This is a genomic window from Agrobacterium sp. CG674, from assembly GCF_053521645.1.
Map to the genome: position 1 here is coordinate 1 of NZ_JBNWDZ010000013.1, position 26199 is coordinate 26199.

The following is a 26199-nucleotide window of genomic DNA, read 5'->3' on the forward strand; positions in this document are numbered from 1 at the left end:
ACGGCGTTAAAGACCAGAAGGTAGCCCAACATCATTAGGATGTTGATCGCCCCCATGCCGAGCGCGACCGGAAAGTGGCTGCGGTTCATAGCAAGTATGGCATAGACGTAGCCGATCGAATACTTCGTGGTCAATTCCTCTCCACCGCAAAGAGCAAGGACCGCGACTTGCTTCAACCGGTCGGATAGTCCGGACGGCAGGATCGACCGACCATTGAAGTCCTCGTTTCCGGAAAAAACTCTCGAACCCATGCATTTAAAGTCCAACGACCTGGATAAGCCAGCGCACTTATCGTCGTTGAGATTTAGCGGTGATAAGTGCGGCAGTGCTCAAGCGCCGCCTGATTCTGGGGCTCTTAAAACCTCGGTGCGCGAGCCATCAAACCAATACGCAGCCACCTGGTGGTCCAAGTTTTCATCCGAGTCCCTTCTTTGCTCGATCGGATTAGTCCTCGACGGCAATCGAGATGCAAGGCTCTTCTCTGACTTTTGACAGTGGTAAAAATGCAGATCAAGATTGTTACTTATCGCTTCTAGCTCGTGCAGCCCTTTGGCAAAGGCTGCGTTCCTACCACTACGAGCAGTAAAAACAGGATTAAGTGCCACGAGCAATCCGGCCTTCGCTCATGTAGAGGTGCCCCATTACCCTCATCCCAGATAAGGCTGTCACCTTCCGCGTCCCGATGGACCGGAACTCTTCAGACACCGGCTCGATCTTGACCGGCGCATCCATTGTCAATTCCCGCAACACACGGCCGGTCATTGTCCGCGGCTGTGGAATGCCGAGCAGCGACAGGATGGTTGGCGCGATGTCGGTGATGGCACTTGGCGTAGTGGAAACCCTTCCTCGCCCCAGTCCTGCCCCGTATCCGGCCAGAACCGCAGACAGTTCGCCCCGATGTAGACCGCCGTGGGTGCCGCCGCCCGGGCGCAGATCATAGTCTCCAGCATCGTAATATACCGAACCCATATCGCCGACCACGTCATCGTCTACCATATTCCCGAGATGGACGAACAGATCGGGCGCACGGGCACCGCCGGCACCGAGCAGCTCCAAAGCCAAGCTTCCCTCGACACGACCGTGGTTGCTCGCAGGCGCTCCCGAGCAGCTGAAGGCTCCACCGAACCATGCCTGCTCCGTCACAAAGCTCGCCACCTCTTGCAACAAGATGGGATCGTCTTTCCTCAGCCAGATGCCGGCGGCACGCCCTGGTCGCACCAGCATGTCGGTAGCCGGGTCTGCAAATGAAGCAGCCGCCTTGAACCCGGCTGCACATAAAGAATCAGCGACGGAAATCAGACCGCCGATCGTGACGTGACCATGGTCGGAGACCACCAAAAGCGCAATGCTGTCGCGTTCGGGCTGCGCCTCGCGCCAAGCCATAAGTGCGCCGACGACTTCATCGCAATGCTGCATCTTCTCGCGCAGCTGATCGGATCCCAGTCCGTAGAGATGCGCCGCGCTATCAACTTCAGTGCACCACAGAATGCTGACTGCCGGTTTGCTGTAAGGCCATACTTCCTGCTCGAAGACCTTCAGAGCGGCCTTCGGGCCATCTGCGGACACGCCCCCTGCTGGAATCCTCAGTGAGCGGTGGACGCGCGCTGCAAACGCATGCGGATGAGCAGTCTGAGGATGGCGGACATTAAACCCGACTTGATCGCGCTTGGCACCTCTCCAGTTCAGGGCGGGCAGCACGCCCGGCCCGCTCGACGCGATGACCGCGAATGGTCTGCCAACGCGGTGGAGCGTTTCCGACAGCGAGATCGCCTCAACCAGCTTTCCTTCAAGCCGCTCATCGGCCGCATACCAATCATGCGTCGTCTCGGTGAATATCTGCTCGGGGAACCCGTCACGTACATAGAACTGATTTCCGGCGATCCCGTTGATCTCAGCGGCAGAGCCTGTTGCTAGGGCGGTTAGCGCACCGCGGGTCTCGCTCGGAAACACCGTCTTATGATGGGTGCTCCACGTGCCGGCCCGCGCCAAGCCGACAAGGTTGGGCATAGTTATGTCATCGACCAGATCCGGTCGCAGTCCGTCGATCCCCATGACCACGACGTGGCGTACCTCATTGGGCATTTTTGTAATCCTTAAAGGTTGCGGGATAGATCACCCGAACGCCAGCCTCGTTGAAGGCTTCGTCGAAAACGGGCGGGGGTGGCTCATCGGTGACGATCGTCCCGATTTCGGAAAGTGGTGCCGAGATGTAGGAGCCGGGCGCTCCGAACTTGCTGTGGTCCGCGACGACAATACAGCGGTGGCTGCGCTGGAAGAGCAAGCGCTTCATGTACTGCAGGTATTTTCCAGACTCAACCAAACCATGCACTGGATGGATGCCATATGCGGCGATGATCACGGTATCGAAAACACATTCAGAAATCGCGTCCAGCACCTGTTGGCCAGTAAGCGCCCCGTCGGCGTAGTCGTATTCTCCACCCGTCAGCGTGACACGATGTTGCACACCGCCATGCAAGGCCTCCGCGATAGCAGGCATGTTGGTCATAACCGACATCGGACTGCCCTCGTTCAGGGCTTTGGCGACGGATAGGGTCGTACTGCCGTGCGTCATGAAGATCCACCCGTCTCGTCCGACCAGCTTTGCCGTCAATTCCCCGATTGAGGCCTTTTGGCTACTCAGGCTGTTGACGCGCATCGATATAGGCGCGGCCCGCGCCGTCGGTATTGCGCCACCATGGACACGGGTGAGAAGCCCGTTCTTTTCCAAGCTCGCGAGATCACGGCGAATGGTCTCCATGGAGACCGAGTACCGCTCGGCCATCGCAGCGATACTGACACCATCTTCTGCTTCCAGAAGGTGTGCAATGGCTTTAATGCGACTTGCTGCCGGTATTCTCGCCACGGGCCCTCCCATTCCCAAACAATCCGAGTGTAAGTATCGCTGGGTGTTCATAGTGTGATGTTTTGTGGATTAATCGAGACTAAGATGCCTGTCAATCCACTACGGCAGCATCGACTTTAAACATGTGTCGCACCGCTGAAATCAATAGGATTTTTGATGCGTTACGCTGTATCCAATGGGTTGGTCTAGCGATTGTTCCGACCGGGCAATGACTTGCACGATATCGGAATATCAATTAAAACCAAATTTAGCCTCGCAATGTCACATTTCCGTTAATAGCCGTGCCTATACCGATTTGCGATCGGCTCCTTGCTCGTGGAGTAACGCGCCGAGTTTCAAGAAAGGAATTTAAATGAACTGGAAGAGACTGGCATATTGTGGAGTAGCGTCCTTGATCGGGCTGCCTTCCATCGCACAAGCGGCAGGCATGGATGAACTCGTCGCGGCGGCAAAGGCCGAAGGTCAGCTTACCGTGATCGCCATGTCCCATGATTGGTGCGGCTACGGCGCGCTGATCCAAGGCTTCAAGGACAAGTACGGCCTCACCGTGAACGAACTCAATCCGAACGCTGGTTCAGGTGAAGAGTTGGCAACGATCAAGGCCAATATGGACAATAAAGGTCCGCAAGCCCCAGATGTTATCGACATTGGCCTCGTCTTTGGCCCCACCGCAAAACAGGATGACCTCCTGCAACCTTACAAAGTGCAGACCTGGGACGAAATTCCAGACGTTGTCAAAGACCCTGACGGCTATTGGTACGGCGACTACTATGGAGTGCTGGCCTTCATCATCAACAAGGACATAGTTACAAAGTCGCCTGGCGACTGGTCCGATCTTCTCGATCCAGCCTATCGGAAAAGCGTATCGATCCCCGCCGATCCCCGCACGGCCAACAATGCGATCCTGAGCATCTACGCTGCCGGTCTGGCAACAGGTGCCCAGCCCGGGGCGGAAGCCGCTAGAGCCGGTCTGGCATTCTATCGTAAGCTGAAGGACGCTGGCAATCTTGTTGCCGGCTTTGGGACGGCGGCGTCGATCGCCAAAGGCGAAACTCCGATCACGACGCGATGGGACTTCAACGGCATCACCTATGACCAGAACTTTAAGGGTAACCCGCCCCTCGACACAATCGTGCCGAAAGGCGTAACAGTCGCCGGCGTCTATGCGCAAGCCATCAGCAAATATGCGCCGCACCCGAACGCCGCCAAACTCTGGATGGAGTATCTGTATTCTGACGAGGGTCAAGGCGGCTTCCTCAAGGGTCTATGCCACCCGATCCGCTTCGACGCGATGCGCAAATCGAACAAAATCACCGATGAGATGATGGCGAAGCTGCCACAAACTGGATCAAACTTGGTCTTCCCGGAGCTGCGGCATCTTGTGGAGGCAAGCGACGTGATCGCTAAGGAATGGACCGCGACCGTTGGTGCAGGAAGCAAGTAACTTGGACCAGACGTCGACTAAGATCACCTCCGGTGCGGGACTTTCCCGCTCCGGAAAGCCGTCAGAGCAACGACGAATACCACGTATACCCCGTCCAGATTGGCCAGCGCTGGTCGGCACGCTGCCTTTCTTGGTGTTTGCGGTGGTTATGATTATCATGCCGACTGTAGCATTGCTCGCCAATGCATTTGTCGATCGGCAGGGCCGTATCACGCTGGCCAACTTCGCAGACCTCGCGACCTCCGAAATCGCAAACGCTTTCCTGACTTCGATCGAGATTTCGGCGGCGACAGCGGTGCTCGGCGCGCTCCTTGGCCTAGGCCTCGCCTTGATCGTGGGCCGCGGTATCGGCAACCGGAAGGCTAGAACGATCATCATGACTTTTTGCGGCGTTGCGTCGAATTTCTCGGGGGTTCCGCTGGCCTTCGCGTTTATCGCCACCTTTGGCAGACTGGGGTTGGTGACTGTAGTGCTGAGACACGTATTTGGCATCAACCTCTACGCGTCCGGCTTTGACCTTGCCAGCTTTTCTGGATTGGTGCTCACTTATCTGTTTTTTCAAGTGCCCATTGCCCTCACTATCATGATGCCCGCCGTCGACAAGCTCCCTCGGGAGTGCAGGGAAGCGGCCGAGATGCTTGGTGCCACAGCTTGGCAGTATTGGCGGCACATCGGCCTGCCGGTGCTGTGGCCAACGCTGCTCGGAACGCTTGCTCTGCTGTTCGCCAACGCCTTTGGTGCCATTGCGACCGCCTACGCATTGACGGGCTACGCGGTGAACATTGTTCCGATCCTGCTCTACGCGCAAATTCGCGGCGACGTGCTGCACAATGAACAGCTGGGGGCCGCCCTCGCGCTTTGCATGGTCTTGGTGGTTGCACTTGCTATCACGGCCTATCTTGTCCTGCGCGCACGTGCGGAAAGGTGGATGCGATGAAGACCGTCCTACGTCTTCTACTTTGGACGGCGATCGCTGTAGCCGGAATCTATTTCGTACTGCCGCTGATCAGCACCGCTGAATTCTCGTTAAGCATCCGGCGAGACGGCTACTCGCTAGACGCCTACCGCTCCGTCTTCTCCGATCCAGAATTCTTTGCGACCTTGGGGTACTCGGCAGTAATCGCCCTATGCACCATCATCTTCGGTGTCGTCCTCGTCGTTCCCATGGCCTACTTCGTCCGTCTACGATTGCCCTGGTTGAAGCCGGTGGTTGAGCTCGTCGTGATGCTCCCACTGGTCGTGCCGCCGATCGTACTTGTCTTCGGCTATCTCAGGCTCTTCTCGTCGTCGTCGGTCCTGCCGTTGACGAGTACGGAGATGGGTTCAAATGTACTTCTCGTTTGCGGTTACATGACTCTGTCGCTGCCCTACTTCTACCGCGCGGTCGATAGCGGGTTGCAAGCGATCGATGCGCGGACGCTGACGGATGCAGCCACGATCTTGGGGGCCAGTCCAATCACCGTGATCCGGCTGGTTATCCTGCCCAATATCCTTGTGTCGGTACTGTCGGGAGCGTTCCTGACCTTTGCCGTCGTCATCAGCGAATTCGTGATGGCCAGCCTCCTTACACGGCCGGCCTTCGGCACATACATCCAAAAAGTCGGTGTCGCACAAGCCTATGAGCCTGCCGCACTCGTCATTTTGTCGTTCGCCATCACATGGGGCGCGATGGGCATGATACAGCTACTGGCACGCTCTGCACCCCATCAGCACGAACGATAGAAAAAGCGTGGTACGATCACTATATAATCAGACCTTCTCGCGACGGATTTCTGGGAAAGGTAAAGCACGAGTGATCCTATCTTAGATAGCCATCTTCCTAGCGACTAAAGAAGGTGTTTCATTTGATACCGCTTGGACCGCGCCCTTCCATCAAGACATCAAGTCTGTTCAGGGCAATATTGCGGTTCAGATCAATCTCGCCGCAGCAGCATCGAGGAACCAATGAACGTTAGCATGGGTGGCAAGTGGACACGCATCCGTCGGCTTTTCCGAAAAGCTTCTGGTTTGGCTTCCCCGGTCGCGGGAAGGACAATCTCACGCGCGTCGACAATATCGGCAATACCCATCGAATTGGCGCGCGTCGGCAAATTCTCAAGCTCGATAAGTGTCCGCAACTTGGCGATGCGTGTTTCTTCGGAAAGTTGAACAACTCAACCCCACTCGTTTGGGCCGATCTCGGTTCATTGAGACCGATGCTTCCATTCGCGCGATCCGCGTCATTGTCTTGAGAAAAGCGCGTAGGACGAACGCACATGCGCCAGCATTACCATGTCCTTGCGCTGCCGACGACTTGCTGGCCGGTCTTTCTAGGTAGAATAGCCGCTCTGACTAAGGCCGAGAACTTTGCAGAGACAGGATGAGGGGAATCGTGTTTTCGCCTGGTCGATGAAGCGGAACTTCATTGACCTCCATCCTTGGCGAAAAAAGTCGCGGCACGCTTCAGTACCTCGCGTTCTTGCCGCAGGAATTCATTTTCCCGCGTAACCGTTTCAACTCGGCGGCCATGTCTTCGGTCGCAGCGGACACTGCCGGAGCATCGATCGCCCGATCAAGGCTACGACCGATCCAGCGCACCAGCGTCGATAGGCCAACCTCGCATTAGGGTTTCAGCGTGCCAGGATGAGTGCCAAAACAAATGCACATGTTTTGTCGTGACAGAACGCAGTCACGTGGCGGAAAGGATCCCTGCGGCTCTCTGTCAAGATTCCCCCCGCCGCTCTCAGAGCGACCATACTAGAAAACCCACCCGATCAAACCCATGCGTGAAGAGCCAGCGAGCATACTTCACGTTCGATTTTTAGGGATACAGGATGGACACCTTTTGCGACGCTGCGACCCAGTAACGCCATTTGCTCCAGGCTGAGTGACTGGAGCGCAAGTCCAAGATCCATGATTTCGATCGGATTTCCATCTCCCGCTGCGAGATTGACGAGGTTTCCGTCGGTCAGCAGAAAGACCCGTCTTCCGCCATCAAGCTGATATTCCTTCACGCCATCGCGGCAGTCCTTCACAGAGATGGCGGCGCTTTCCAGGCTGTCAACCTCGATCTCCGAGGAAAAATGCCCCGCATTGGCCAGAATGCAGCCGTCGCGAATCCTCATGATCGCGTCGAGTGTCAAAGCACCGTCGCGACCAGTCACAGTGACTAAGATCTGCGCCTGGTCGAGGCATTCATCAAGATCGGCAGTCCTGAAACCTTCGAGATGGGCTTCTAGGCGGTGCATGGGATCACGTTCGACGACGATGACATGGGCACCCATGCCGCGAAACCTCTGCGCTACGCCAGAGCCGCAGTAACCATATCCAACAACGACCACTGTTTTGCCATGCAGCATGACATTCGTTGCTCGCATCACGCCATCGACAACCGAACTGCCGACACCATACCGATTTTCGACGATCCTTTTCGCCTGAGTGTCATTGATGACCCAAGTGGCGAAATCGAGGTTCACATTATTTTCTCTGAGGCGGTACGCACCCGTTGTCGTTTCTTCGGTACTGCCTCTGATCGTGGTGCGCAGCGCTTCGAATTCCGGTTCAGTCGCGAGCAAAGTCAGAAGATCCGCGCCGTTGTCAGCGATAATATCCGGTTTCGAGCGGAGGACATCCCGGCAATGTTGGTCATGCGTATCACGACTGTCAGCTTTAGCGCCCAATACTGTAATCGACGGGTGCTTGTTCAATGCTTTGGCGACATCATCTTGCGTCGAGCCAGGGCTACCAGTTATGGTAATTTCTGCGCCACCTGCTGTAAGTGCGTCGAGCCAGACGCCTGTTTTTGCTTCAACATGCAGACATATGCCGATACGAAGACCTTTAAACGGCGTCTCGCGTGCGAAGCGGGCCTTGATGTCCGCAAGGATCGGCATGTGAGAACGCGCCCACTCGATCTTGCGATGTCCGCTCTCATGTTCTTTGGTTGAAGAGATGGTCATGTCGTTCAATATAAAACTCCAATTCATGTTTCATCTGGATCTGGTCAAAGAAACTGCTGCCCCGGGGCAGGTACGGTATGTCGGGCACTGTAACGTTAACCCTGGATCAAGCAAACTGTGAGATCTGGGTGCATGACCAGATCTGCCCGTGATCCTCTTTATCGTCGTCATCGATTCCAGCGGAAGTGATTGCTCATGCCGTTTGGCTGTATTCCCGGTTTCCGCTAAACCTGCGGATTGCCGTAGATCTGCTGGCAGTGCGACGGCTCAAAGTTTTGAAGCCGTGCGTGCGAACGGCGTTCGTAGATCCTGCTACAGGTGTTATGCCATTCCTATTTGGATGCCACTCTGAGGCCGTTTCGCCACCCGCTATGAACGCAGGACAACCCAATTCAAAGGGTTCCTACTTCTCGCCGCTATCGTGATTAGATTCGGTGGATGTCGATCCGTCCTAACCCGTGTGCCACTTGCTGACACATCTTCAACGTCTCGTTTAACGAAGAGAATGCTGGGAACTTGATGGTCAGGCGTTCGTGTCCGTACAGGGAGGCCTAGAGAATCCACGCGAGTCGGGATTGCCTTGCGACGATCCAAACCTTATCACGGCAGGGCTTTTCCAACGCCAATATTTGCTACCTGACCTCAAAAGGCAAAGCTCTTCTCCGGCCATCTCGCTAGTGCCTCCAAGCTTGACCCGCCGCCTAATCTCAGCGCATTTTTCCCATTACAGCCATCCTTCCGCATCTGCTCCGTGCCTGAACGCTGTTCCGCAGCCCAAGTGGCTTGTGCATCCGAGTATTGAGATTTAGCACTCGAACGTATTCCAAAATCATTTGATCGCCATTCGTAGAGTGATGAGTACCGAGGATCGTCGTGGCGGCAGGCGATCTAAAGTGATCGAGATTGAATGAACAAGATTTGCGCCCGTGTACCTAGCAAAAGGGTGAACCAGGCCGAACCAGAGCTAACAGCGGTTGTTCGTAAACAGAGGCTCGGGCTCAGGCGCGCACTAGCTGGGTCTGCCGGAGCGGCAGGGGCAATCAAAAGGGTCACCAGTTGAGCCGCTGGTGTGATGCTGCTGTATGGGAAAGCCTTTTGATCCACTGACGGCGACTGACGATGATACCTCGCAACGCCGTGAGTGCGCATCATCAGGGGAGCGACTGGAAAGTAAGCAAAGGGGCAACTGATGCTAGACATCATCGGCAGACAATACTGTTCGACAAACTCGCTTTGAAATGATTGTGTTCACTCATCGGCTTGCAGAAAACCTGCTTGAAATGAGATGACTCTGTCGCGAGGTGGGAATGAAACGACCAACTATCACGGATGTTGCCAAAGCTGCCGGTGTAAGCGTCGCGACAGTGGACCGCGTCTTGAATGGCAGCCTGCCCGTTCGCGAGGAGACGTCAAAGAAGGTGTTTGCTGCCGCGGAGCGGCTAAGCTTTCATGCAACCAATATAATTCGTCAAAGGATGCTGGCTGACCTGCCGGTATATTCCTTCGGCATTATCCTCAGGAAGGAACGGCAGGAATTCTATCAGTCGTTTGCTTCTGAACTCCAGATGGCGGCATCCACCGTAAAGGACAGCCATATCCAACTCACCATACAGTATTTGAAAACAGGCGAGCCAACGGAGTTGTCGGAGATGATGTTGGGCCTGTCAGGAAAAGTATCAGCCATTGCAGCGACGGGCCCAGACCACCACGACGTTACCGCTGCTGTTTCGGCCTTAAGATCCAAAGGTATTCCCACATTTTCTTTGTTGACGGATCTCGCCCAAGGAGTTCGAGAAGCCTATTTAGGAACAAACAATATGAAAGTCGGCCGCAGTGCCGCATGGATGATATCAAAACTCTCGCCGAACCCCGGCAAAGTTCTACTGTTTCTAGGAGGTCACCGTTTTCATGGGCATTCTCTTAGAGAAATGGGGTTTCGGGCTTACATGCGTGAATTTGCCCCGGATTTTCAAGTGTTGGACGCACTTATCAATCTAGAGACGCGACAACTCACCTACGAGATGATGATGGATACGCTTTCACGTCATCCGGATCTCGTGGGAGTCTATTGTATTGGTGGGGGTATGGAGGGCGTGATCGAAGCGCTAAATCAAAATCCACGCTCCGAACAGATCGCTTGCCTGGTCAATGAACTGACGCCGCAATCACGGCAAGCCTTGCTCGAGCGCAGGATTTCCGGTGTTTTCCAGACTCCGTTGCGCGAACTGTGCGCCGATCTGATTTCTACGATGACCCACACGATCGAAAACGGCATGGCGGAAAGCCCGGGGCAGAGATTTTTTCCCGCTCATTTGTGGGTTCCTGAAAGCCTATGATAGTTTGATAGATAATATCAGGCATTATTGGTCTATTTCTATCATGGCTGAAAGGTAAAGCCGTTACGGAACGGTTGACCATGTCCGCTCTCTCAGACAATTGTGCCTTGCGACGGTGGAGACAGGAGGCCGTCGCCCAGAACTCAATAAGTAATGCATCGCTCTCGTTCCCGATTTTCATCTGGTCCACCGGTTGAGAGGAGGATGAGTGCTGCCTTTCTGAAGAGCCATGGTGACCGTTGGTATTTTTGAGGAGGAACTTAAATTGAAAAAACATCTCATGCTCGTGGCATTTGCAACACTGCTGGCGACATCTGCTTCCGCGCAAACAATCGGCGTCTCCATGGCGCTTTTCGACGATAACTTTCTCACCGTGCTGCGAAATGGCATGACGGATTACGCAAAGACAAAGCAGGGTGTTACCCTTCAGGTCGAAGATGCGCAAAACGATGTTGGCAAACAGCTCAGCCAGGTCCAGAATTTTGTAGCCTCCGGTGTAGACGCAATCGTCGTCAACCCCGTCGACACGGATGGAACCGCTGCGATTTCGCAGGCCGCCGCCGCCGCTGGAATTCCACTGGTCTACGTCAACCGTCAGCCAGCCAACGTCGACCAGCTTCCCGAAAAGCAGGCATTCGTCGCTTCCGACGAAAAGGAATCTGGAACACTTCAAACCAAGGAAGTCTGCCGCATTCTCAAGGAAGCCGGCAAGAAAGAAGCCAAAGCCGTCGTGATGATGGGTGAACTGTCCAACCAGGCAGCGCGCATGAGAACCCAGGACATCAAGGACGTGATTGCGACGCCGGATTGCAACTTCATCAAGATCGTCGAAGAACAGACAGCTAACTGGTCGCGCACCCAAGGTGCCGATCTTATGACCAACTGGCTATCCGCTGGCGTTCAGTTCGATGCGGTCATCGCCAACAACGACGAGATGGCAATTGGCGCTATCCAGTCGCTGAAAGCAGCGGGCAAGGATATGAAGTCCGTCGTCGTGGCAGGCATTGACGCGACACAGGATGCCCTCGCTTCCGTGGCTGCAGGCGATCTTGATGTGACCGTCTTCCAGAACGCTGCCGGGCAGGGCAAGGGCGCAGTGGATGCTGCGCTTAAGCTTGCAGGCGGCGAGACGATCGAGAAGAAGGGCTATGTGCCTTTTGAACTCGTCACTCCGGCAAACCTTAAGACCTACCAGGCCAAGAACTAAAATAACTCTGCGTAACGGAGGGAAGGCTGTGCCTTCTCTTCCTTGCCAGAGCGACGGAGGATAAGCCATGGTCAGTCCCACAACAGCGGCGGCTATCAAGCAAGTGCTCGATGCCACCGAAGCCGACGGTCTGCTTTCGATCGAAGGAATTCGCAAAGAGTTTCCAGGCGTAGTTGCACTCGATAACGTCAAGCTGCGTGTTAGACCCGGAACGGTGCATGCACTCATGGGCGAAAACGGTGCGGGCAAATCGACGCTCATGAAAATCATTGCTGGAATATACCAGCCTGACGCAGGTGAAATCCGCATTCGAGGCGTCCCGACAGTGTTGCAATCGCCTCTCGATGCGCTCGAGCAGGGGATCGCGATGATCCACCAGGAACTTCAGTTGATGAACTGGATGACCGTGGCGGAAAACATCTGGATAAGGCGAGAGCCCAAAAACCGCTTCGGTCTCATTGACCATTCAAAAATGGTAAAGATGACGGAGGAGCTTTTCGCTCGCCTGAACATCTCGCTCGATCCGCGTTCGCAAGTGTCGGAGTTGACGGTGGCTCAAAAGCAGATGGTCGAGATTGCTCGCGCCGTCAGCTACGAGTCGTCTGTCCTCATCATGGATGAACCGACCTCGGCTTTGACCGATCGGGAAGTACAGCATCTCTTTTCCATCATCCGCAGCTTGCGCGAGCGCGGTATTGGTATCGTTTACATCACACACAAAATGAATGAACTCTTCGAGATTGCCGATGAGTTTACGGTTTTCCGCGATGGCAAATACGTCGGCACACATTTTTCGAAGGATGTTAACCGCGACGATATCATTCGCATGATGGTTGGCCGAGACATTACCGATATGTTCCCCAAGATCGATTGCCCTATTGGCGATGTGATCCTTGAAGTGAAGAACCTCACGATCCCTGGCGTTTTCCACGATATTTCCTTCACGCTGAGGCGAGGCGAAATACTGGGTCTGGCGGGCTTGGTGGGTTCCAAGCGATCGAACGTCGCCGAAGCCATTTTTGGTGTCACGCCTGCAAAAACGGGTGAAATCCTGATTGAAGGCAAGCCGGTCAGCATCGGCAGTCCTAGCGCTGCGATGGCACAGGGACTTGCTTTCCTGACAGAGGATCGCAAGGAAACGGGTTGTTTTCTTATCCTGAATTGCCTTGAAAACATCCAGTCCGCTTTGATAACGCGTTCCCATGTGAAGGCGGGATTCGTCGACCAGTCGACGGTCACCAAGTTAGCCGAGGATATGGCGGCAACGCTTCGAGTAAAAACCCCAAACCTCTATGAGGCGGTCGAGAACCTTTCAGGCGGCAACCAGCAGAAGTTGCTGATTGCACGATGGCTGCTGACCAAGCCGCGCATCCTCATTCTCGACGAGCCGACCCGCGGCATCGATGTGGGAGCGAAAGCGGAAATACATCGACTGATCACCGGTTTGGCGGCTGAGGGGGTCGCCGTGCTTATGATCTCGTCGGAACTTCCGGAGGTCTTGGGAATGAGTGACCGGATAGTCGTCATGCATGAAGGTCGGGTTGCTGGTGTTCTCGATCGCGCCGAAGCAACTCAAGTCAAGATAATGGACCTAGCTGCGCGCTAATCGTGCACCGTGGGAGGAATATTGCATTATGAATACGACGACACAGATCAGTACCCAAGACGCGCCAGCACGGCGTCGCTTACCGTCCGAGTTGACAATCCTTCTTGTCCTTGTCGGCATCTCGTTGACGTTCGAACTTCTTGGCTGGATCCTGCAGGGACAGAGTTTTCTAGGGAACACGCAGCGTCTGTCGATTATGATTTTGCAGGTCTCGGTTATCGGGATCATTGCAATCGGGGTAACGCAAGTCATCATTTCAGACGGCATTGATCTAAGCTCCGGTTCCATCGTCGGCGCAACAGCGATGATCTCCATGAGTTTGGCGCAGGTCGGTACTTATGAAAGAGCGCTTTATCCAGGCCTGACCGACCTCCCGGTCGTCGTGCCGGTTGCTGCCGGTTTGCTTGTCGGCCTCATTTGCGGTGCGATCAATGGCCTGCTGATCGCCTATACCAAAATTCCTGCGTTTATTGCGACACTGGGCATGATGGTTACGGCGCGGGGCTTTGCCAAGTGGTACACCAAGGGCCAGCCCATCAGCTTTCCGACCGATGGCTTTGCGGCGATCGGCAAGGGTCTCGCGCCCGTGCTGATTTTTCTGGCAGTGGCAGCGGTCATGCACGTTGTCTTGCGCTACACGCGGTATGGTAAATTTACCTATGCGATCGGAGCCAATTCGCACGCCGCGCGCGTGTCCGGTATTAACGTCGAGCGTCATACGGTGAAAGTCTATGCTGTCGCTGGTCTGTTATCCGGTCTGGCCGGGATCGTCGTGGCTTCACGCGGTCTTACTGCCCAGGCAGGCATGGGCATCAGCTACGAACTCGATGCAATCGCAATGGCCGTCATCGGGGGTGTGTCGCTGTCGGGCGGACGGGGATCGGTCGTGGGAACATTGATCGGGATGGTCATCTTCGGTGTCATCATCTCCGGTTTTACATTCCTGCGCCTCGATGCCTACTACCAGGAAATGCTCAAGGGCGTGATCATTGTCGCAGCCGTCGTGGCTGACATGTACAGGCAACGCAAGCGGGTGAAATCCTGAATCTGTAACTTGCACCAATCCCACGTTGCTGTGATGCCGCGTGGGAATCGAAGACCAGATATGTGAGTAAATTCAATGAAAAAGCTTTTCATGACGGCAACGCTTTGCCTGATCGGTCTGCCTGCCATGGCCGAGACCCGTATCGCGGTTAGCATGACGTCGTTCGACAACCCGTTCCTCACGATCCTGTTGAACGGCATCCGCTCTGGAGCGGAGCACGCCGGAAGCATCGATCTGGTTGCGGAAGATGCGCAGTTGGACCCTGCAAAACAGCTAAGCCAAGTGCAGAACTTCATAGCGAACGGCGTCGACGCGATCATTGTCAATGCCGTTGACGGTGACTCGACGGCGGCGATTACGCGGGCGGCGGCTGACGCCAAGATCCCACTCGTTTATGTGAACCACCCGCCGGCCGAACTTGATTCCGGTTTGCCCGCAGGATCTGCCTTTGTTGGCTCCAACGAGACGGATTCCGGCACCATGCAGGCACAGGCCGCCTGTAAGTTGATGGGCGGCAAGGGCCGGGCCGTTATCCTGATGGGACCACTCGAAAATCATGCGGCTCTGGTTCGTACCAAGGATGTAGAAAACGTTTTTGCCGCTCCCGACTGCAAGATTGAAGTCGCCGAAAAGCAGACCGCCAACTGGAACAGAACACAGGCGCAAGATCTGGTTTCTTCCTGGCTCACGGCTGGCGTGAAGTTCGACGCGGTGATTGCCAACAATGACGAGATGGCCATTGGCGCGGTTCAGGCCTTGAAGACTGCAGGCGTCGATATGAAGGACGTCGTCATAGCCGGTATCGATGCGACGCCAGATGGCCTGGCGGCGATGAAGGCAGGCGATATCGACATTACCGTCTACCAGAATGCCACGAAACAGGGCGAGGTTGCAGTACAGGCTGCCGCCAAAATGGCGTCCGGAGAAAATGTCGAGAAGACGCTCTGGGTGCCATTCGAACTCGTCACGCCCGACAACATGTCGACCTACAAGTAATGCGGCAGGGTTCAGACCTATCTAGGGGAGTTTGCAATGAAACATACACTTGACCCACACATGTTCCGGCACCTGTCGCTTGAAGACACCTGCCGGAAGGTCGCAGATCTTGGATATGATTACGTCGAGCTGTCACCGCGTCCCGACTTTCTGTCCTGGTGGACGAGACCAAAGGTCTATCCGTCGCGCATTGCCTCCTTCAAAAAGGCTTTAAAAGACCATGGCGTCGGTCTCGCAACGCTCCAGCCGATGTACCGTTGGGCCAGCCCCTATCAGGATGAATGGGACAACGCGATAGACAACTGGAAGCGTGTCATCGAAATCGCAGTCGAGATGGATTGCCCGATGCTTGTTTCGGAGTTCGGACGCGGTGGCTCGCCGGAACGAAGCTTGAACGACCGTTCTGGTCTGCATCGCCCCGAGACCTGCGAAGCACAGTTCTTCCGCGCCATGGACATCCTCGTTCCCCTTCTCGAAAAGGAGGGGCTGATCCTTTCGCTCGAGGCACATCCTGAGGACTGGATAGAACAGATCGCGCCTGCCATCGATATCATCAAGACGATCGATTCGCCGTCCGTGAAAGCGTCGTTCATCGCGCCACATACGTTCTTCTACGGGCCAGACATGGTCGCCAATCTGCGCGCCACCGAAGGTCATCTGGTGCATGTGAGGTTGGCTGACACTTACGACCATAACAAGTCGTCTGAGCTCCGCTACATCGTCAATCCGCCAGGCTCGAAGGTACGTGTCCATCAGCACACCGATTTTGGCCAGGGTGAGATCGACTTCGACACACTGTTCGCGACCCTCGCGGACATGAAATTCGACGGCGTTCTCTCAAACTGCGTTTTCGCATGGGAAGACCGCGTCGATGAAAGTGCGCGCTTTATGCTTGGTGAAACTCGGCGCTACGTCGCCAAATATTGGAATGAGGCTTGAAATGACTGTCAGAATCGGTGTCATCGGCACGGGTGCCATCGGGCGCGACCACGCTCGCCGCATCAATAACGTCCTTAGCGGCGCAAACATCGTTGCTCTCAGCGACGTCAACAAAGCCTCGGCCGAGGCGGTCAAGAACGACGTAGCCCCAGACGCAACGGTCTTCGAAACAGGGGAGGCTCTCATTGCTTCGCCTGATGTCGATGCGGTTCTCGTCACCTCGTGGGGCGCGACGCACGAACAATATGTTCTTGCCGCGATTGAAGCTGGCAAGCCATGCTTTTGCGAAAAGCCCTTAGCGACGACCGCCGAAGGTGCAAAACGTATCGTCGATGCGGAAGTGGCTCATGGAAAACGGCTTGTGCAGGTTGGCTTCATGCGCCGCTATGATGCGGGATATGTTGCCCTCAAGCACGCAGTCGACACCCAGATCGGTGCACCGATCATGGTTCACGCTGCGCACCGTAATCCCGCCGTGCCGGAGCAATACGTCACGCCGATGGCCATCCATGACACGATGATCCACGAAATCGACGTGCTGCGCTGGTTGCTTGATGATGACTACGTCTCGGCAAGAGTGCTTTTTCCGCGCTCTTCCGCGCGTAGCCACGCCAAACTGCGCGACCCGCAGATTGTGATCCTGGAAACCGCCAAGGGAACGATCATCGACGTCGAGATTTTCGTGAACTGCCATTATGGCTATGACATCCAATGCCAAGTCGTCGGCGAAGACGGTATCGCGAACCTTCCCGATCCTATGGCGATCCCGCTGCGTCTCGGTGCCAAAAAGCAGAGCGAAATCCTGACAGACTGGAAAGACCGTTTCATCGCCAGCTATGACGTGGAACTGCAGGATTTCATCAAGGCTGCTGCAAAGGGTACGGCGTCCGGACCAAACTCCTGGGACGGTTATGTCGCGGCCATCACATCCGATGCCTGCGTAACGGCACAGGAGTCCGAAGGCGCGGCGATTGCCATCAACCTTCCCACTCGTCCAGCTCTTTATAACTGAGGTCCGTCATGCGTTTCGCCATCAACCACATCACAGCGCCAAAGCTTTCGCTTGTGGACTTCTTCGCGGCAGCCCGTAATCTCGGGCTGACCGAGGTCGAGATCCGCAACGATCTTCCCGATATCGTCAACACAATACCGGCTGCCGAAGTCAAGGCTGCGGCGCAGAAGGCGGGGGTGGACATCATTTCCATCAATGCTCTCTACCCCTTCAACGTCTGGTCCGGCGAACTGCCGAACAAGGCGATCGCCCTTGCGGACTACGCAGCTGCGAGCGGTGCAAAAGCGTTGGTCATGTGCCCGTTGAACGATGGCACCAAGGTCTCGTTCGATGATCTCGTTGCCGCGCTAAAGGCCATGAAGCCCATACTTCAAGAGCGCGGTCTGATCGGTCTCGTGGAGCCTCTCGGCTTTCCGATCTCCTCGCTTCGGACCAAGAAGGAAGCGCTGCGTGCTATTGATGCAGCCGAAGGCGGCGATGTCTACAAGTTGATGCACGATACGTTTCACCATCATCTTTCGGGTGAAACCGAGTTTTTCCCCGACCGTACTGGTCTGGTCCATATTTCGGGTGTCGTGGACTCGGATGTCTACGTCAACGATATGCTCGATGCGCATCGCGTCCTTGTAGATTCGAAAGACCGATTGGAAAATATCGCTCAGATCAAGGCGATGAACGCCGGTGGTTACCAAGGCCCCTACAGCTTCGAGCCGTTTGCCGATGAGGTCCACGACCTTTCCGATCCTGAAGTGTCCGTTCGCGAAAGCATGGACTACGTGTCGTCCAAGCTTTGACATAACAACCCGTGCCTGCGCGAGACGTGCAGGCACGGAAAGGCTCATGAACTGCCGCGTTGCCGGAGAATAATATGAACAAGTCACTGGATGTCATCACGATCGGACGATCCTCCGTCGATCTTTACGGGGCTCAAATCGGCGGCCGTTTGGAGGACATGGGATCTTTCAACAAATATATTGGCGGATCTCCCACCAATATCGCCGCAGGCACCGCCCGCCTTGGTCTGCGTTCTGCTCTGATTACACGCGTCGGCGACGAGCATATGGGGCGCTTTATCCGCGAGGAACTCGCGCGCGAAGGCGTCGATGTGACGGGTGTAAAGACCGACCCTGAGCGCCTGACGGCGCTTGTCCTGCTTGGTATTCGTGACGAAGAGAAATTCCCTCTCATTTTCTACCGCGAAAATTGTGCCGATATGGCGCTTTGCGAAGACGATATTGACGAGACGCTGATAGCCCGTTCGCGGTCGGTTGTCGCGACCGGCACACATCTCAGCCACCCGAGCACCGAAAAGGCTGTGCGGAAGGCTCTGGAGTTGGCGGGCAAGCACGGCGCACGGACCGCGCTCGATATCGACTATCGACCGAACCTCTGGGGTCTGGCGGGCCACGGCGATGGCGAAAGCCGTTTTGTTGAAAGCGGCTCGGTCACGGCCAAGCTACAGGCGACGCTTCACCTGTTTGACCTCATTGTTGGCACCGAAGAAGAGTTTCACATCGCAGGCGGCTCGACAGACACGATCGAGGCGCTGCGCGCAGTGCGCAATGTTTCGAAGGCAACGCTCGTTTGCAAACGCGGTGCTGACGGAGCCGTCGCATTTCGTGGCGCTATTCCCGATACGCTCGACGACGGCGAAAGCGGTCCGGGTTATCCCATCGAAGTTTTCAACGTGCTGGGCGCGGGCGACGGTTTCATGTCCGGCCTTATCAAGGGCTGGCTGGAGAACGCGCCATGGCCACGGGCGCTGCAATACGCCAATGCTTGCGGCGCATTTGCGGTCAGCCGCCATGGCTGCACGCCAGCCTATCCCTCGCTGGAGGAACTCGACTTCTTCCTGAAGCGCGGCGTCAAAAACAAGGCGCTGCGTCACGATGCAGAACTAGAGCAGATCCACTGGGCAACGAACCGTCATAATGACTGGTCGACGATGCGGGTCTTCGCATTCGATCACCGTGTCCAACTGGAAGTCATGGAGGGTGCCACACCGCAGAAGATCGGCCGTTTCAAGGAACTGTGCCTTCAGGCTGCGCTCAAGGTTCAGGACGGACAGCCCGGCTACGGCATTTTGTGCGACAACCGGCTGGGACGCCGTGCTTTGCATGCAGCATCTGGCACCGGCCTGTGGATCGGTCGGCCCGTCGAATGGCCAGGCTCCCGTCCGCTGACGCTTGAGCCCGAAATTGGTCCTGACTTTGGGGGATTGGATGAATGGCCGCTGGAAAATGTCGTCAAGGTTCTGTGCTTCTGCCATCCTGACGATACGCCTGAAATGTTTGACGCCCATGAGGAAACAATCAAGAGGCTGTTTGCTGCTGCAAGGCGCAACCGTCTGGAGTTCCTGCTGGAAATCATCCCGTCGAAGGTTGGCGCTGTTGATGACGACACCAACGCCACGCTGATCCGTTGGTTCTATGACATCGGCATCTACCCGGATTGGTGGAAGCTGGAACCGATGGCAAGCAAAGCGGCATGGGAGAATGCATGCAACGCAATCACTGACAATGATCCCAACACACGAGGTATCGTCGTTCTGGGGCTAGAGGCACCAGAAGCCGATCTCGCTGCCAGTTTCAGGGTCGCTGCTGGTTTTCCCCTTGTGAAGGGTTTTGCCGTGGGGCGCACTATCTTCGCTCAGGCCGCCCGCGACTGGCTGGCCGGAACGATGTCCGACGAAGAGGCAATCAAAGACATGCAGGGCCGTTACCAGCGGCTGTGCACCGTATGGCAAGAAGCGCGCATAGCGAGCCAAGACAATGACGCGGCGTTGCTGTCGCAGGGAAGGGTATGATATGACGGAGACCACTCGCCTCACCGCCGCGCAAGCCATGTTCCGCTGGCTTTCCGTGCAGATGACCGAAGATGGAGAGCGTTTCATCGAGGGTGTATGGGCCATTTTCGGCCATGGCAACGTTGCCGGCATCGGAGAAGCGCTGCATGGCATTGGTGATGCCCTGCCGACCTGGCGCGGACAAAACGAACAGACGATGGCGCACGCGGCAATCGCCTATGCCAAGACAAAACGCCGCCAGAAAACGATGGCGGTAACGTCGTCCATCGGACCCGGCTCGACCAACCTATTGACCGCCGCAGCTTTGGCCCATGTCAATCGCTTGCCGGTTCTCTTCATTCCCGGAGACGTCTTCGCCAATCGCAGGCCGGATCCGGTTCTTCAGCAGATCGAGGATTTCGACGATGGCACCATAAGCGTGACAGACTGCTTCAAACCAGTCAGCCGCTATTTTGATCGGATTACGCGCGCCGAACATCTTCTGACTGCGCTGCCTCGGGCCATGCAGGTGATGACGGACCCGGCTAATTGCGGCCCGGTGACGCTCGCTTTTTGCCAAGACGTACAGGCTGAAGCCTATGATTATCCGCAATCTTTCTTCGAACCGAAAGTATGGCGCATTCGCCGACCGGAGCCTGACCCGCGTGAAGTGGATGATGTCGTCGCGGCACTCAAGGCGTCCACCAATCCTGTGATTATTGCAGGCGGCGGCGTTCATTATTCCAGCGCTGAGGACGATCTACTCGCATTTGCGAAAAAGCATAATATTCCCGTCGTGGAAACGCAGGCAGGCAAAGGTGCTATAGACTGGCAGGAAACGCTGAACTTCGGCTCGCCTGGCGTCACCGGTACGGATTGCGGCAACCAGATTGCGGCAAAGGCCGATCTCGTGCTCGGCGTCGGCACGCGTTTTCAGGACTTTACCACCGGCAGTTGGGCGATCTTCGGCAATCCGGCGCGCAAGCTCGTCTCGGTCAACCTTACCGGCTATGACGCCACCAAGCATGGCGCTATTCCGCTGGTTTGCGACGCCAAGGTTGCGTTGTCGCGGATTTCCGCCGGACTTGGTTTGCACCGCTTTGCGGACCCGGACTTCGCGGCACGGGAAGCCTGGTTCAAGGCGACCGATGCTGTCACTGCCGCACCGGGTTCGCTGGCATCCAACTTCCTCCCATCCGATGCTCAGGTAATCGGGGCAGTACAAAGGGTTGCTGGGCCTAACACTGTTGCCATGTGTGCGGCAGGAACCATGCCGGGTGCTTTGCAGATACTCTGGCGGGCTGCCGCTGGCGGATATCATATGGAATATGGCTATTCCTGCATGGGCTACGAAGTCGCAGGTGCCTTTGGCATCAAGCTCGCGGCACCAGAGAAGGAGGTCGTGTGCTTCGTTGGCGACGGATCCTACATGCTGGCGAACTCGGAAATCGCGACAGCCGTGATGATGCGCGTTCCCTTCACCATCGTGCTCACGGACAACCGTGGTTATGGCTGCATCAACCGCCTTCAGCAGGAATGCGGCGGTGCCGAGTTCAACAACATGTACATAGATAGCAACATTGAAACCCAGCCGGACATCGATTTCGTGGCACATGCGGCTTCGATGGGTGCCTATGCGGTCAAGGCGAGCGATATCGGCCAGCTTGAAGCAGAGATCGTGCTGGCACGGGACCGCTCCATCCCATCGGTGATCGTCGTCGATACGGAAGCGGAAACAGGAGCCGGGATCGGTGGCGCCTGGTGGGACGTTGCCGTGCCGGAAGTCGGTGATACCGAAAAACTTAAACTGGCCCGCAAGCACTACGAGGCGAATGCCGCTCGACAGCGCATCAACTGATACCCTTCGACTGCCCGAAAGGATTGACCATGATACTCTACGGAACAAACCCCATTGCCTGGTCCAATGACGACGATCAGACGATCGGCGCGCATCTATCACTCGAGGATTGCCTTTCGGATTGCCGCAAGATCGGCTTCGACGGCATCGAGAAGGGCCACAAGATGCCAAGCGAAGGCACGGCGTTGAAGGCCAAGCTTGGCGAATTTGGCCTGCGTTTTGTCGGAGGTTGGCATTCCACCAACCTTCTCGTGAATGATATCGAGATTGAGAAGGCCGCGTTGCAGACGTTCATCGACATGACGAAGGCTGCTGGCGGCGATCATATCAATGCCTGCGAATGCTCCAACACCGTTCACGGAAGCGAGGGCACGCCCGTCAACGACCGGCCAATCATGACCGAGGAACAGTGGAAGCGCTTTTCGGAAGGCTACGAGGTGCTCTCGAAGTTCGCTTTCGATCAGGGCGTCAAGATGGGCTACCACCATCACATGGGAACGATTATCGAAAGTGCTGCCGACATCGACCGTTTCATGCGTATGGCCGGGCCTTACACCCGCCTTCTGCTGGACACGGGCCACTGCACGTTCGGCGGCGCAGATCCTGAAAGTGTCGCTGCGAAATACATGGACCGCGTGACGCATATCCATGCCAAGAACATCCGGCCAGAAATCATGAAACGTGTTCGCGCGGAGAATTTGTCGTTCCTCGACGGCGTGCGTCTGGGCGTATTCACCGTCCCTGGAGACCCTGAAGGCTGCGTGGATTTTGCGCCGGTACTCAAGATTGCGGCCGAGCATCGCTATTCCGGTTGGCTTGTGATCGAGGCCGAGCAGGACAGTGCAGTGCGCGAACCGTTCTTCTATCAAAATATGGGCCTGAAAGCGCTGAAGTCTGGGGCGCGCGATGCCGGGCTTGACACAGCAACCGCCAAAACAACCGCATAGGAACTCGTCATGAGCATTCTCAAACGCAGTCCCTTCGGCACGCACGGCAAGGTTCACGAGATTACGCCGCAATCCGCTGGCTGGCGTTATGTCGGCTTCAGCCTTTATCGGTTGCGTGAAGGCGAGACTATTGCCGAGGCGACGGGGAACTCGGAGGTCATCATCGTCATGGTGGAGGGCAAAGCCCGCTTCAATGCCGCTGGCAAGGACTGGGGCGAACTCGGCGAGCGGATGAATGTCTTCGAGAAAACCCCTCCGCATTGCCTCTATGTTCCCAATGGTGAGCAGTGGGAAGCTTCTGCGACGACCGATTGCACCATCGGTGTCTGCCTCGCTCCAGGTATCAGCGGGCATGAGGCAAGACGTATCGGCCCGGATGGTATTACGCTGACTCCGCGAGGTATCGGTGCCAATCAGCGGTTCATCAATAATATCGCTATGGAGAACGAGGATTATTGCGACAGCCTGTTGGTCACGGAGGTGTTCACACCCGCAGGCAATTGGTCGTCATATCCAAGCCACCGTCACGACGAGGACGATTTCCCCAGGATCACCTATCTGGAGGAAACCTATTATCACCGGATCAACCCCGAGCAGGGTTTTGGCTTGCAACGGGTCTATACGGATGACGGCTCACTCGACGAGACGATTGCAGTGAAAAACCACGATGTTGTGCTGGTTCCGCGTGGTCATCATCCCTGCGGTGCACCGCACGGGTTCGATCTTTATTACCTCAACGTCATGGCAGGTCCCTTGCGCAAATGGCGTTTCGTGGCGGATCCAGCCGTCCAGTGGATCATGGACCGCGATGCTCGCTAAATGAAAGACCAGGGTAACAATATGGCCGTCCTGGCTCAAATGGGAGACTATCTATGCCGCTGATCAAAGTAAATCTGAGAAAAGGTCGTTCGAAGGCCGAGCTGAGAGCTTTGCTCGACAAGATACACGATGTCATGGTGGCTGCTTTCAATGTTCCAGAGCGTGATCGATATCAGATCGTCTATGAACATAAGTCTTCACACATGCATGCGCTGGACACGGGTCTCGGTTTCGAGCGAACGGATAAATTTGTGCTCATCGAGGTCGTCTCGCGCCCCAGGAAGCAAAGCGAGAAGTTGGCTTTTTATCGAAACCTTGCGGCGGGTTTGGAGTCGGAGTGTTCAATCGCAGCGTCTGATATCATGGTGTCGTTCGTGGAAAACACGGACGCTGATTGGTCTTTTGGGGGAGGGGTCGCCCAGTTCGTTACGGGTGAGCTTTGAACCGGAGGCTCAACGCGAATGAACGTGCCTGCCGATAAAATGGACCACCAACAGCCAGATCCTCCAGTCGATTTCGACAGCCTGCGCGTGCTGATAAAGGCGAAAAACAGGACGTTTCCCAAACGCCTGTCCCAGGTGGCACGCTATCTGATCGATAATCCGGACGAAACTGCCCTCGGCTCAGTCGGTTCTATAGCCGAAGCTGCGCAAGTGACCCCGTCGACCGTGATGCGGTTTGCGCAGCTTCTAGGCTATGACGGCTTCACTGCGCTGCAGGAAATATTCCGACGAAACATTCGGGCAAAACTCTCTTTAAACCAAGACGCGACAGGCTGGAAATCTCTTGAGAAGGAAAGGTCATCGCCAAGTCACCCGCTAAGTCAGACAATTGACGCCTGCTGCACCGCTCTGTCTGGGCTCACCAACATGGTTACAACGATAGAGATCGACGGCGCTGTCGAAATCCTTTCACGGTCCCGCTGCGTGTTTATCCAGGGATCACGTTCGACCTTTCCGATGACGGTTGCGCTTCAGCAAGCACTGACGCGAAAAGGTATTCGATGCACGTTATCGATGGACCTCACTGGCGGAGATGACGTTCTCGCGCTAGCAACGAATGACGATGCCGTAATCTTCATCTCACGATCCGCTGATGCCGAACATGTGTTTCATGCCTTACCTCTGGCGGCAAAGGGCGTTCCGATCATCGCCATCGTGGATTCCAGTCTCAGCCCATATACGGATGTCGCATCGATCAGCTTCAAGCTTGGTAGGCCGGATGATACGAATTTCCTAATGCCGACACTGGCGATCGCACTCACCGAGGTATTGGTAAAACGGTTGAAGCAGAGGCACGCATGAATGCCGCCTAATTGACAGCATGCCCACGTTCATTCGACTAGCCCTGCTTGTGCAAACGAAATATCGATCGCAGTGCGGATGGAGTCAAGCGTCTCCATCGTGGCAAGCGTCTCCTGTAGCGGCCGACATGTGCTTTCCAATCGTCCTTCGAAAATCGCCCAGGCTACGTCCGCCGCCTCATAGAACAGTCCCTCGAAATGCGCGCCTCTCGGTTCTTCGTAGCGAAGCCGGACTAACCCATTCAGTGACCAGACCTCAAACGCACCGGGCAGGTGGAATTCCGTCTCGAAACGGATCGACCCCTTCGTTCCTACGATGGCGGCATTTGTGGAGGTGAAACCGTAGAGCGTTGTCGACATGGTGCCAAGCGCTCCGCTGGCGTTGGCGAGAACGACAGATAGCTGGCCATTCACGCCAGCAGGATCGGCCTCACCAAGGCCGACAACCTTGTCCGGCACGCCGAGAAGTTTGACCAGCAGCGAAACCGGATAAGTGCCCAGGTCAAGCAACGGTCCACCGGCAAGACTGGCGTCGAAAATTCGGTGATCGCGCGGCAGATATTCGCCATATTCGGTATAGACGGACCGTACTTCACCTATAGTGCCCGCATCCAGAACCTGCCGGAGCACATCGAATTTCGGCAAAAAATAGGTCCACAGCGCTTCCGCGAGAAAGACGCCCTTGCGGCGGGCAGCCGTCACCATGGACTGCGCTTGCGCGAGGTTGAGTGCCATCGGCTTTTCGACAAGCACATGTTTGCCCGCCTCGATGGCGAGCAATGCGTGATCGCAATGCATGTTGTGCGGCGATGCGACATAGATGATGTCGATGTCGTCTGCTGTTACAAGCGCTTCATAGCTATCGTAGACGCCCGAAATATTCCAACGTGCAGCAAAGGCGTGTGCCGATGCGCGGGATCTAGACCCCACGGCAGCGATGTCCTGCCGTGTGTGAGCCTTGACGGATTCCACGAACTTGTCAGCAATCCAGCCTGAACCCAGTATGCCCCACCGCAGGGGCGGAGCTTCCATTACGGGGCGGATTCGCGCGGCGGGCAGGGTTTGGGGAAACGACATCAGTTTTTATCCTTCCATGATGGG

General features: G+C 55.9%; 22 protein-coding genes and 2 pseudogenes. 18 read left to right on the top strand and 6 right to left on the bottom strand.

The window, feature by feature from the left end:
- The 3 genes from ACQZ51_RS22145 to ACQZ51_RS22155 all read right to left on the bottom strand — a co-directional run.
- Positions 1 to 251 (bottom strand): hypothetical protein (locus ACQZ51_RS22145; protein ID WP_448780631.1); only part of this gene is annotated, 251 nt, incomplete at its 3' end.
- 343 nt (positions 252 to 594) lie between these two features.
- Positions 595 to 2082, bottom strand: a complete 1488-nt coding sequence (locus tag ACQZ51_RS22150; RefSeq protein ID WP_045232275.1) for an alkaline phosphatase family protein — start codon at positions 2080 to 2082, stop codon at positions 595 to 597.
- The gene (locus ACQZ51_RS22155; RefSeq protein ID WP_448780633.1) at positions 2072 to 2863 is read right to left on the bottom strand and encodes a DeoR/GlpR family DNA-binding transcription regulator; all 792 of its coding nucleotides are present in this window, start codon (positions 2861 to 2863) and stop codon (positions 2072 to 2074) included. The genes ACQZ51_RS22150 and ACQZ51_RS22155 overlap by 11 nt, the downstream gene beginning before the upstream one ends.
- Before the next feature lie 352 nt (positions 2864 to 3215).
- Between ACQZ51_RS22155 and ACQZ51_RS22160 the strand changes: the two genes are divergently transcribed.
- The 3 genes from ACQZ51_RS22160 (at position 3216) to ACQZ51_RS22170 (ending at position 6029) form a co-directional block, all read left to right on the top strand.
- The gene (locus ACQZ51_RS22160) at positions 3216 to 4307 is read left to right on the top strand and encodes an ABC transporter substrate-binding protein (protein ID WP_045232274.1); all 1092 of its coding nucleotides are present in this window, start codon (positions 3216 to 3218) and stop codon (positions 4305 to 4307) included.
- A 148-nt stretch (positions 4308 to 4455) separates the two neighbouring features.
- A complete protein-coding gene (locus ACQZ51_RS22165) occupies positions 4456 to 5244 on the top strand; it encodes an ABC transporter permease (RefSeq protein WP_108722706.1) in 789 nt (262 codons plus the stop codon).
- Positions 5241 to 6029, top strand: coding sequence for an ABC transporter permease (locus ACQZ51_RS22170; RefSeq protein ID WP_045232273.1), 789 nt, complete (start codon positions 5241 to 5243; stop codon positions 6027 to 6029). The genes ACQZ51_RS22165 and ACQZ51_RS22170 overlap by 4 nt, the downstream gene beginning before the upstream one ends.
- 512 nt (positions 6030 to 6541) lie before the next feature.
- On the opposite strand, the pseudogene ACQZ51_RS22175 reads toward ACQZ51_RS22170, so the two are convergent.
- Both ACQZ51_RS22175 and ACQZ51_RS22180 read right to left on the bottom strand, forming a co-directional pair.
- A pseudogene (locus tag ACQZ51_RS22175) lies at positions 6542 to 6902 on the bottom strand (IS3 family transposase); the annotation flags it as partial.
- A gap of 158 nt (positions 6903 to 7060) precedes the next feature.
- Positions 7061 to 8245 (bottom strand): adenosylhomocysteinase, encoded by a 1185-nt coding sequence (locus tag ACQZ51_RS22180; RefSeq protein ID WP_045232271.1) that lies wholly within the window; start codon positions 8243 to 8245, stop codon positions 7061 to 7063.
- Between the two features lie 132 nt (positions 8246 to 8377).
- Between ACQZ51_RS22180 and ACQZ51_RS22185 the strand changes: the two are divergent.
- From ACQZ51_RS22185 to ACQZ51_RS22255, 15 genes and pseudogenes are all read left to right on the top strand, one after another.
- A pseudogene (locus ACQZ51_RS22185) lies at positions 8378 to 8520 on the top strand (IS6 family transposase); the annotation flags it as partial.
- 1032 nt (positions 8521 to 9552) lie between these two features.
- Positions 9553 to 10581, top strand: coding sequence for a LacI family DNA-binding transcriptional regulator (locus ACQZ51_RS22190; RefSeq protein ID WP_448780636.1), 1029 nt, complete (start codon positions 9553 to 9555; stop codon positions 10579 to 10581).
- A gap of 280 nt (positions 10582 to 10861) precedes the next feature.
- Positions 10862 to 11788: a sugar ABC transporter substrate-binding protein gene (locus ACQZ51_RS22195; protein WP_371480437.1), complete on the top strand. Its 927-nt coding sequence runs from the start codon at positions 10862 to 10864 to the stop codon at positions 11786 to 11788.
- Positions 11789 to 11855: 67 nt separating this feature from the next.
- The gene (locus tag ACQZ51_RS22200) at positions 11856 to 13394 is read left to right on the top strand and encodes a sugar ABC transporter ATP-binding protein (protein ID WP_077106978.1); all 1539 of its coding nucleotides are present in this window, start codon (positions 11856 to 11858) and stop codon (positions 13392 to 13394) included.
- A 28-nt stretch (positions 13395 to 13422) separates the two neighbouring features.
- Positions 13423 to 14439: an ABC transporter permease gene (locus tag ACQZ51_RS22205; RefSeq protein ID WP_045232269.1), complete on the top strand. Its 1017-nt coding sequence runs from the start codon at positions 13423 to 13425 to the stop codon at positions 14437 to 14439.
- A 75-nt stretch (positions 14440 to 14514) separates the two neighbouring features.
- The gene (locus ACQZ51_RS22210; protein ID WP_448780639.1) at positions 14515 to 15435 is read left to right on the top strand and encodes a substrate-binding domain-containing protein; all 921 of its coding nucleotides are present in this window, start codon (positions 14515 to 14517) and stop codon (positions 15433 to 15435) included.
- A gap of 36 nt (positions 15436 to 15471) precedes the next feature.
- Positions 15472 to 16374 (top strand): sugar phosphate isomerase/epimerase family protein, encoded by a 903-nt coding sequence (locus tag ACQZ51_RS22215; RefSeq protein WP_062451878.1) that lies wholly within the window; start codon positions 15472 to 15474, stop codon positions 16372 to 16374.
- Position 16375: 1 nt separating this feature from the next.
- Positions 16376 to 17386 (top strand): Gfo/Idh/MocA family protein, encoded by a 1011-nt coding sequence (locus ACQZ51_RS22220; protein WP_045232266.1) that lies wholly within the window; start codon positions 16376 to 16378, stop codon positions 17384 to 17386.
- Positions 17387 to 17394: 8 nt separating this feature from the next.
- On the top strand, positions 17395 to 18180 hold the full coding sequence (locus ACQZ51_RS22225; protein WP_448780642.1) for a TIM barrel protein: 786 nt from the start codon (positions 17395 to 17397) through the stop codon (positions 18178 to 18180).
- Positions 18181 to 18254: 74 nt separating this feature from the next.
- Positions 18255 to 20192 carry a bifunctional 5-dehydro-2-deoxygluconokinase/5-dehydro-2-deoxyphosphogluconate aldolase gene (locus ACQZ51_RS22230; RefSeq protein WP_448780644.1) on the top strand — a complete coding sequence of 646 codons (1938 nt, stop codon included), beginning with the start codon at positions 18255 to 18257 and terminating at the stop codon, positions 20190 to 20192.
- A gap of 1 nt (position 20193) precedes the next feature.
- Entirely contained in the window at positions 20194 to 22029 is a 1836-nt protein-coding gene (iolD, locus tag ACQZ51_RS22235; protein WP_448780646.1) for a 3D-(3,5/4)-trihydroxycyclohexane-1,2-dione acylhydrolase (decyclizing), read from the top strand.
- Between the two features lie 29 nt (positions 22030 to 22058).
- Positions 22059 to 22976, top strand: a complete 918-nt coding sequence (iolE, locus tag ACQZ51_RS22240) for a myo-inosose-2 dehydratase (RefSeq protein WP_448780647.1) — start codon at positions 22059 to 22061, stop codon at positions 22974 to 22976.
- 9 nt (positions 22977 to 22985) lie between these two features.
- Positions 22986 to 23795 (top strand): 5-deoxy-glucuronate isomerase, encoded by an 810-nt coding sequence (iolB, locus tag ACQZ51_RS22245; RefSeq protein ID WP_448780648.1) that lies wholly within the window; start codon positions 22986 to 22988, stop codon positions 23793 to 23795.
- Positions 23796 to 23848: 53 nt separating this feature from the next.
- A complete protein-coding gene (locus tag ACQZ51_RS22250) occupies positions 23849 to 24238 on the top strand; it encodes a tautomerase family protein (RefSeq protein WP_448780649.1) in 390 nt (129 codons plus the stop codon).
- 18 nt (positions 24239 to 24256) lie between these two features.
- A complete protein-coding gene (locus tag ACQZ51_RS22255; RefSeq protein WP_448780650.1) occupies positions 24257 to 25099 on the top strand; it encodes a MurR/RpiR family transcriptional regulator in 843 nt (280 codons plus the stop codon).
- Between the two features lie 29 nt (positions 25100 to 25128).
- On the opposite strand, the gene ACQZ51_RS22260 is transcribed toward ACQZ51_RS22255, so the two are convergent.
- Complete coding sequence (locus tag ACQZ51_RS22260; RefSeq protein ID WP_448780652.1) at positions 25129 to 26175, bottom strand: Gfo/Idh/MocA family protein; 1047 nt, start codon at positions 26173 to 26175, stop codon at positions 25129 to 25131.
- Positions 26176 to 26199 lie beyond the last annotated feature (24 nt).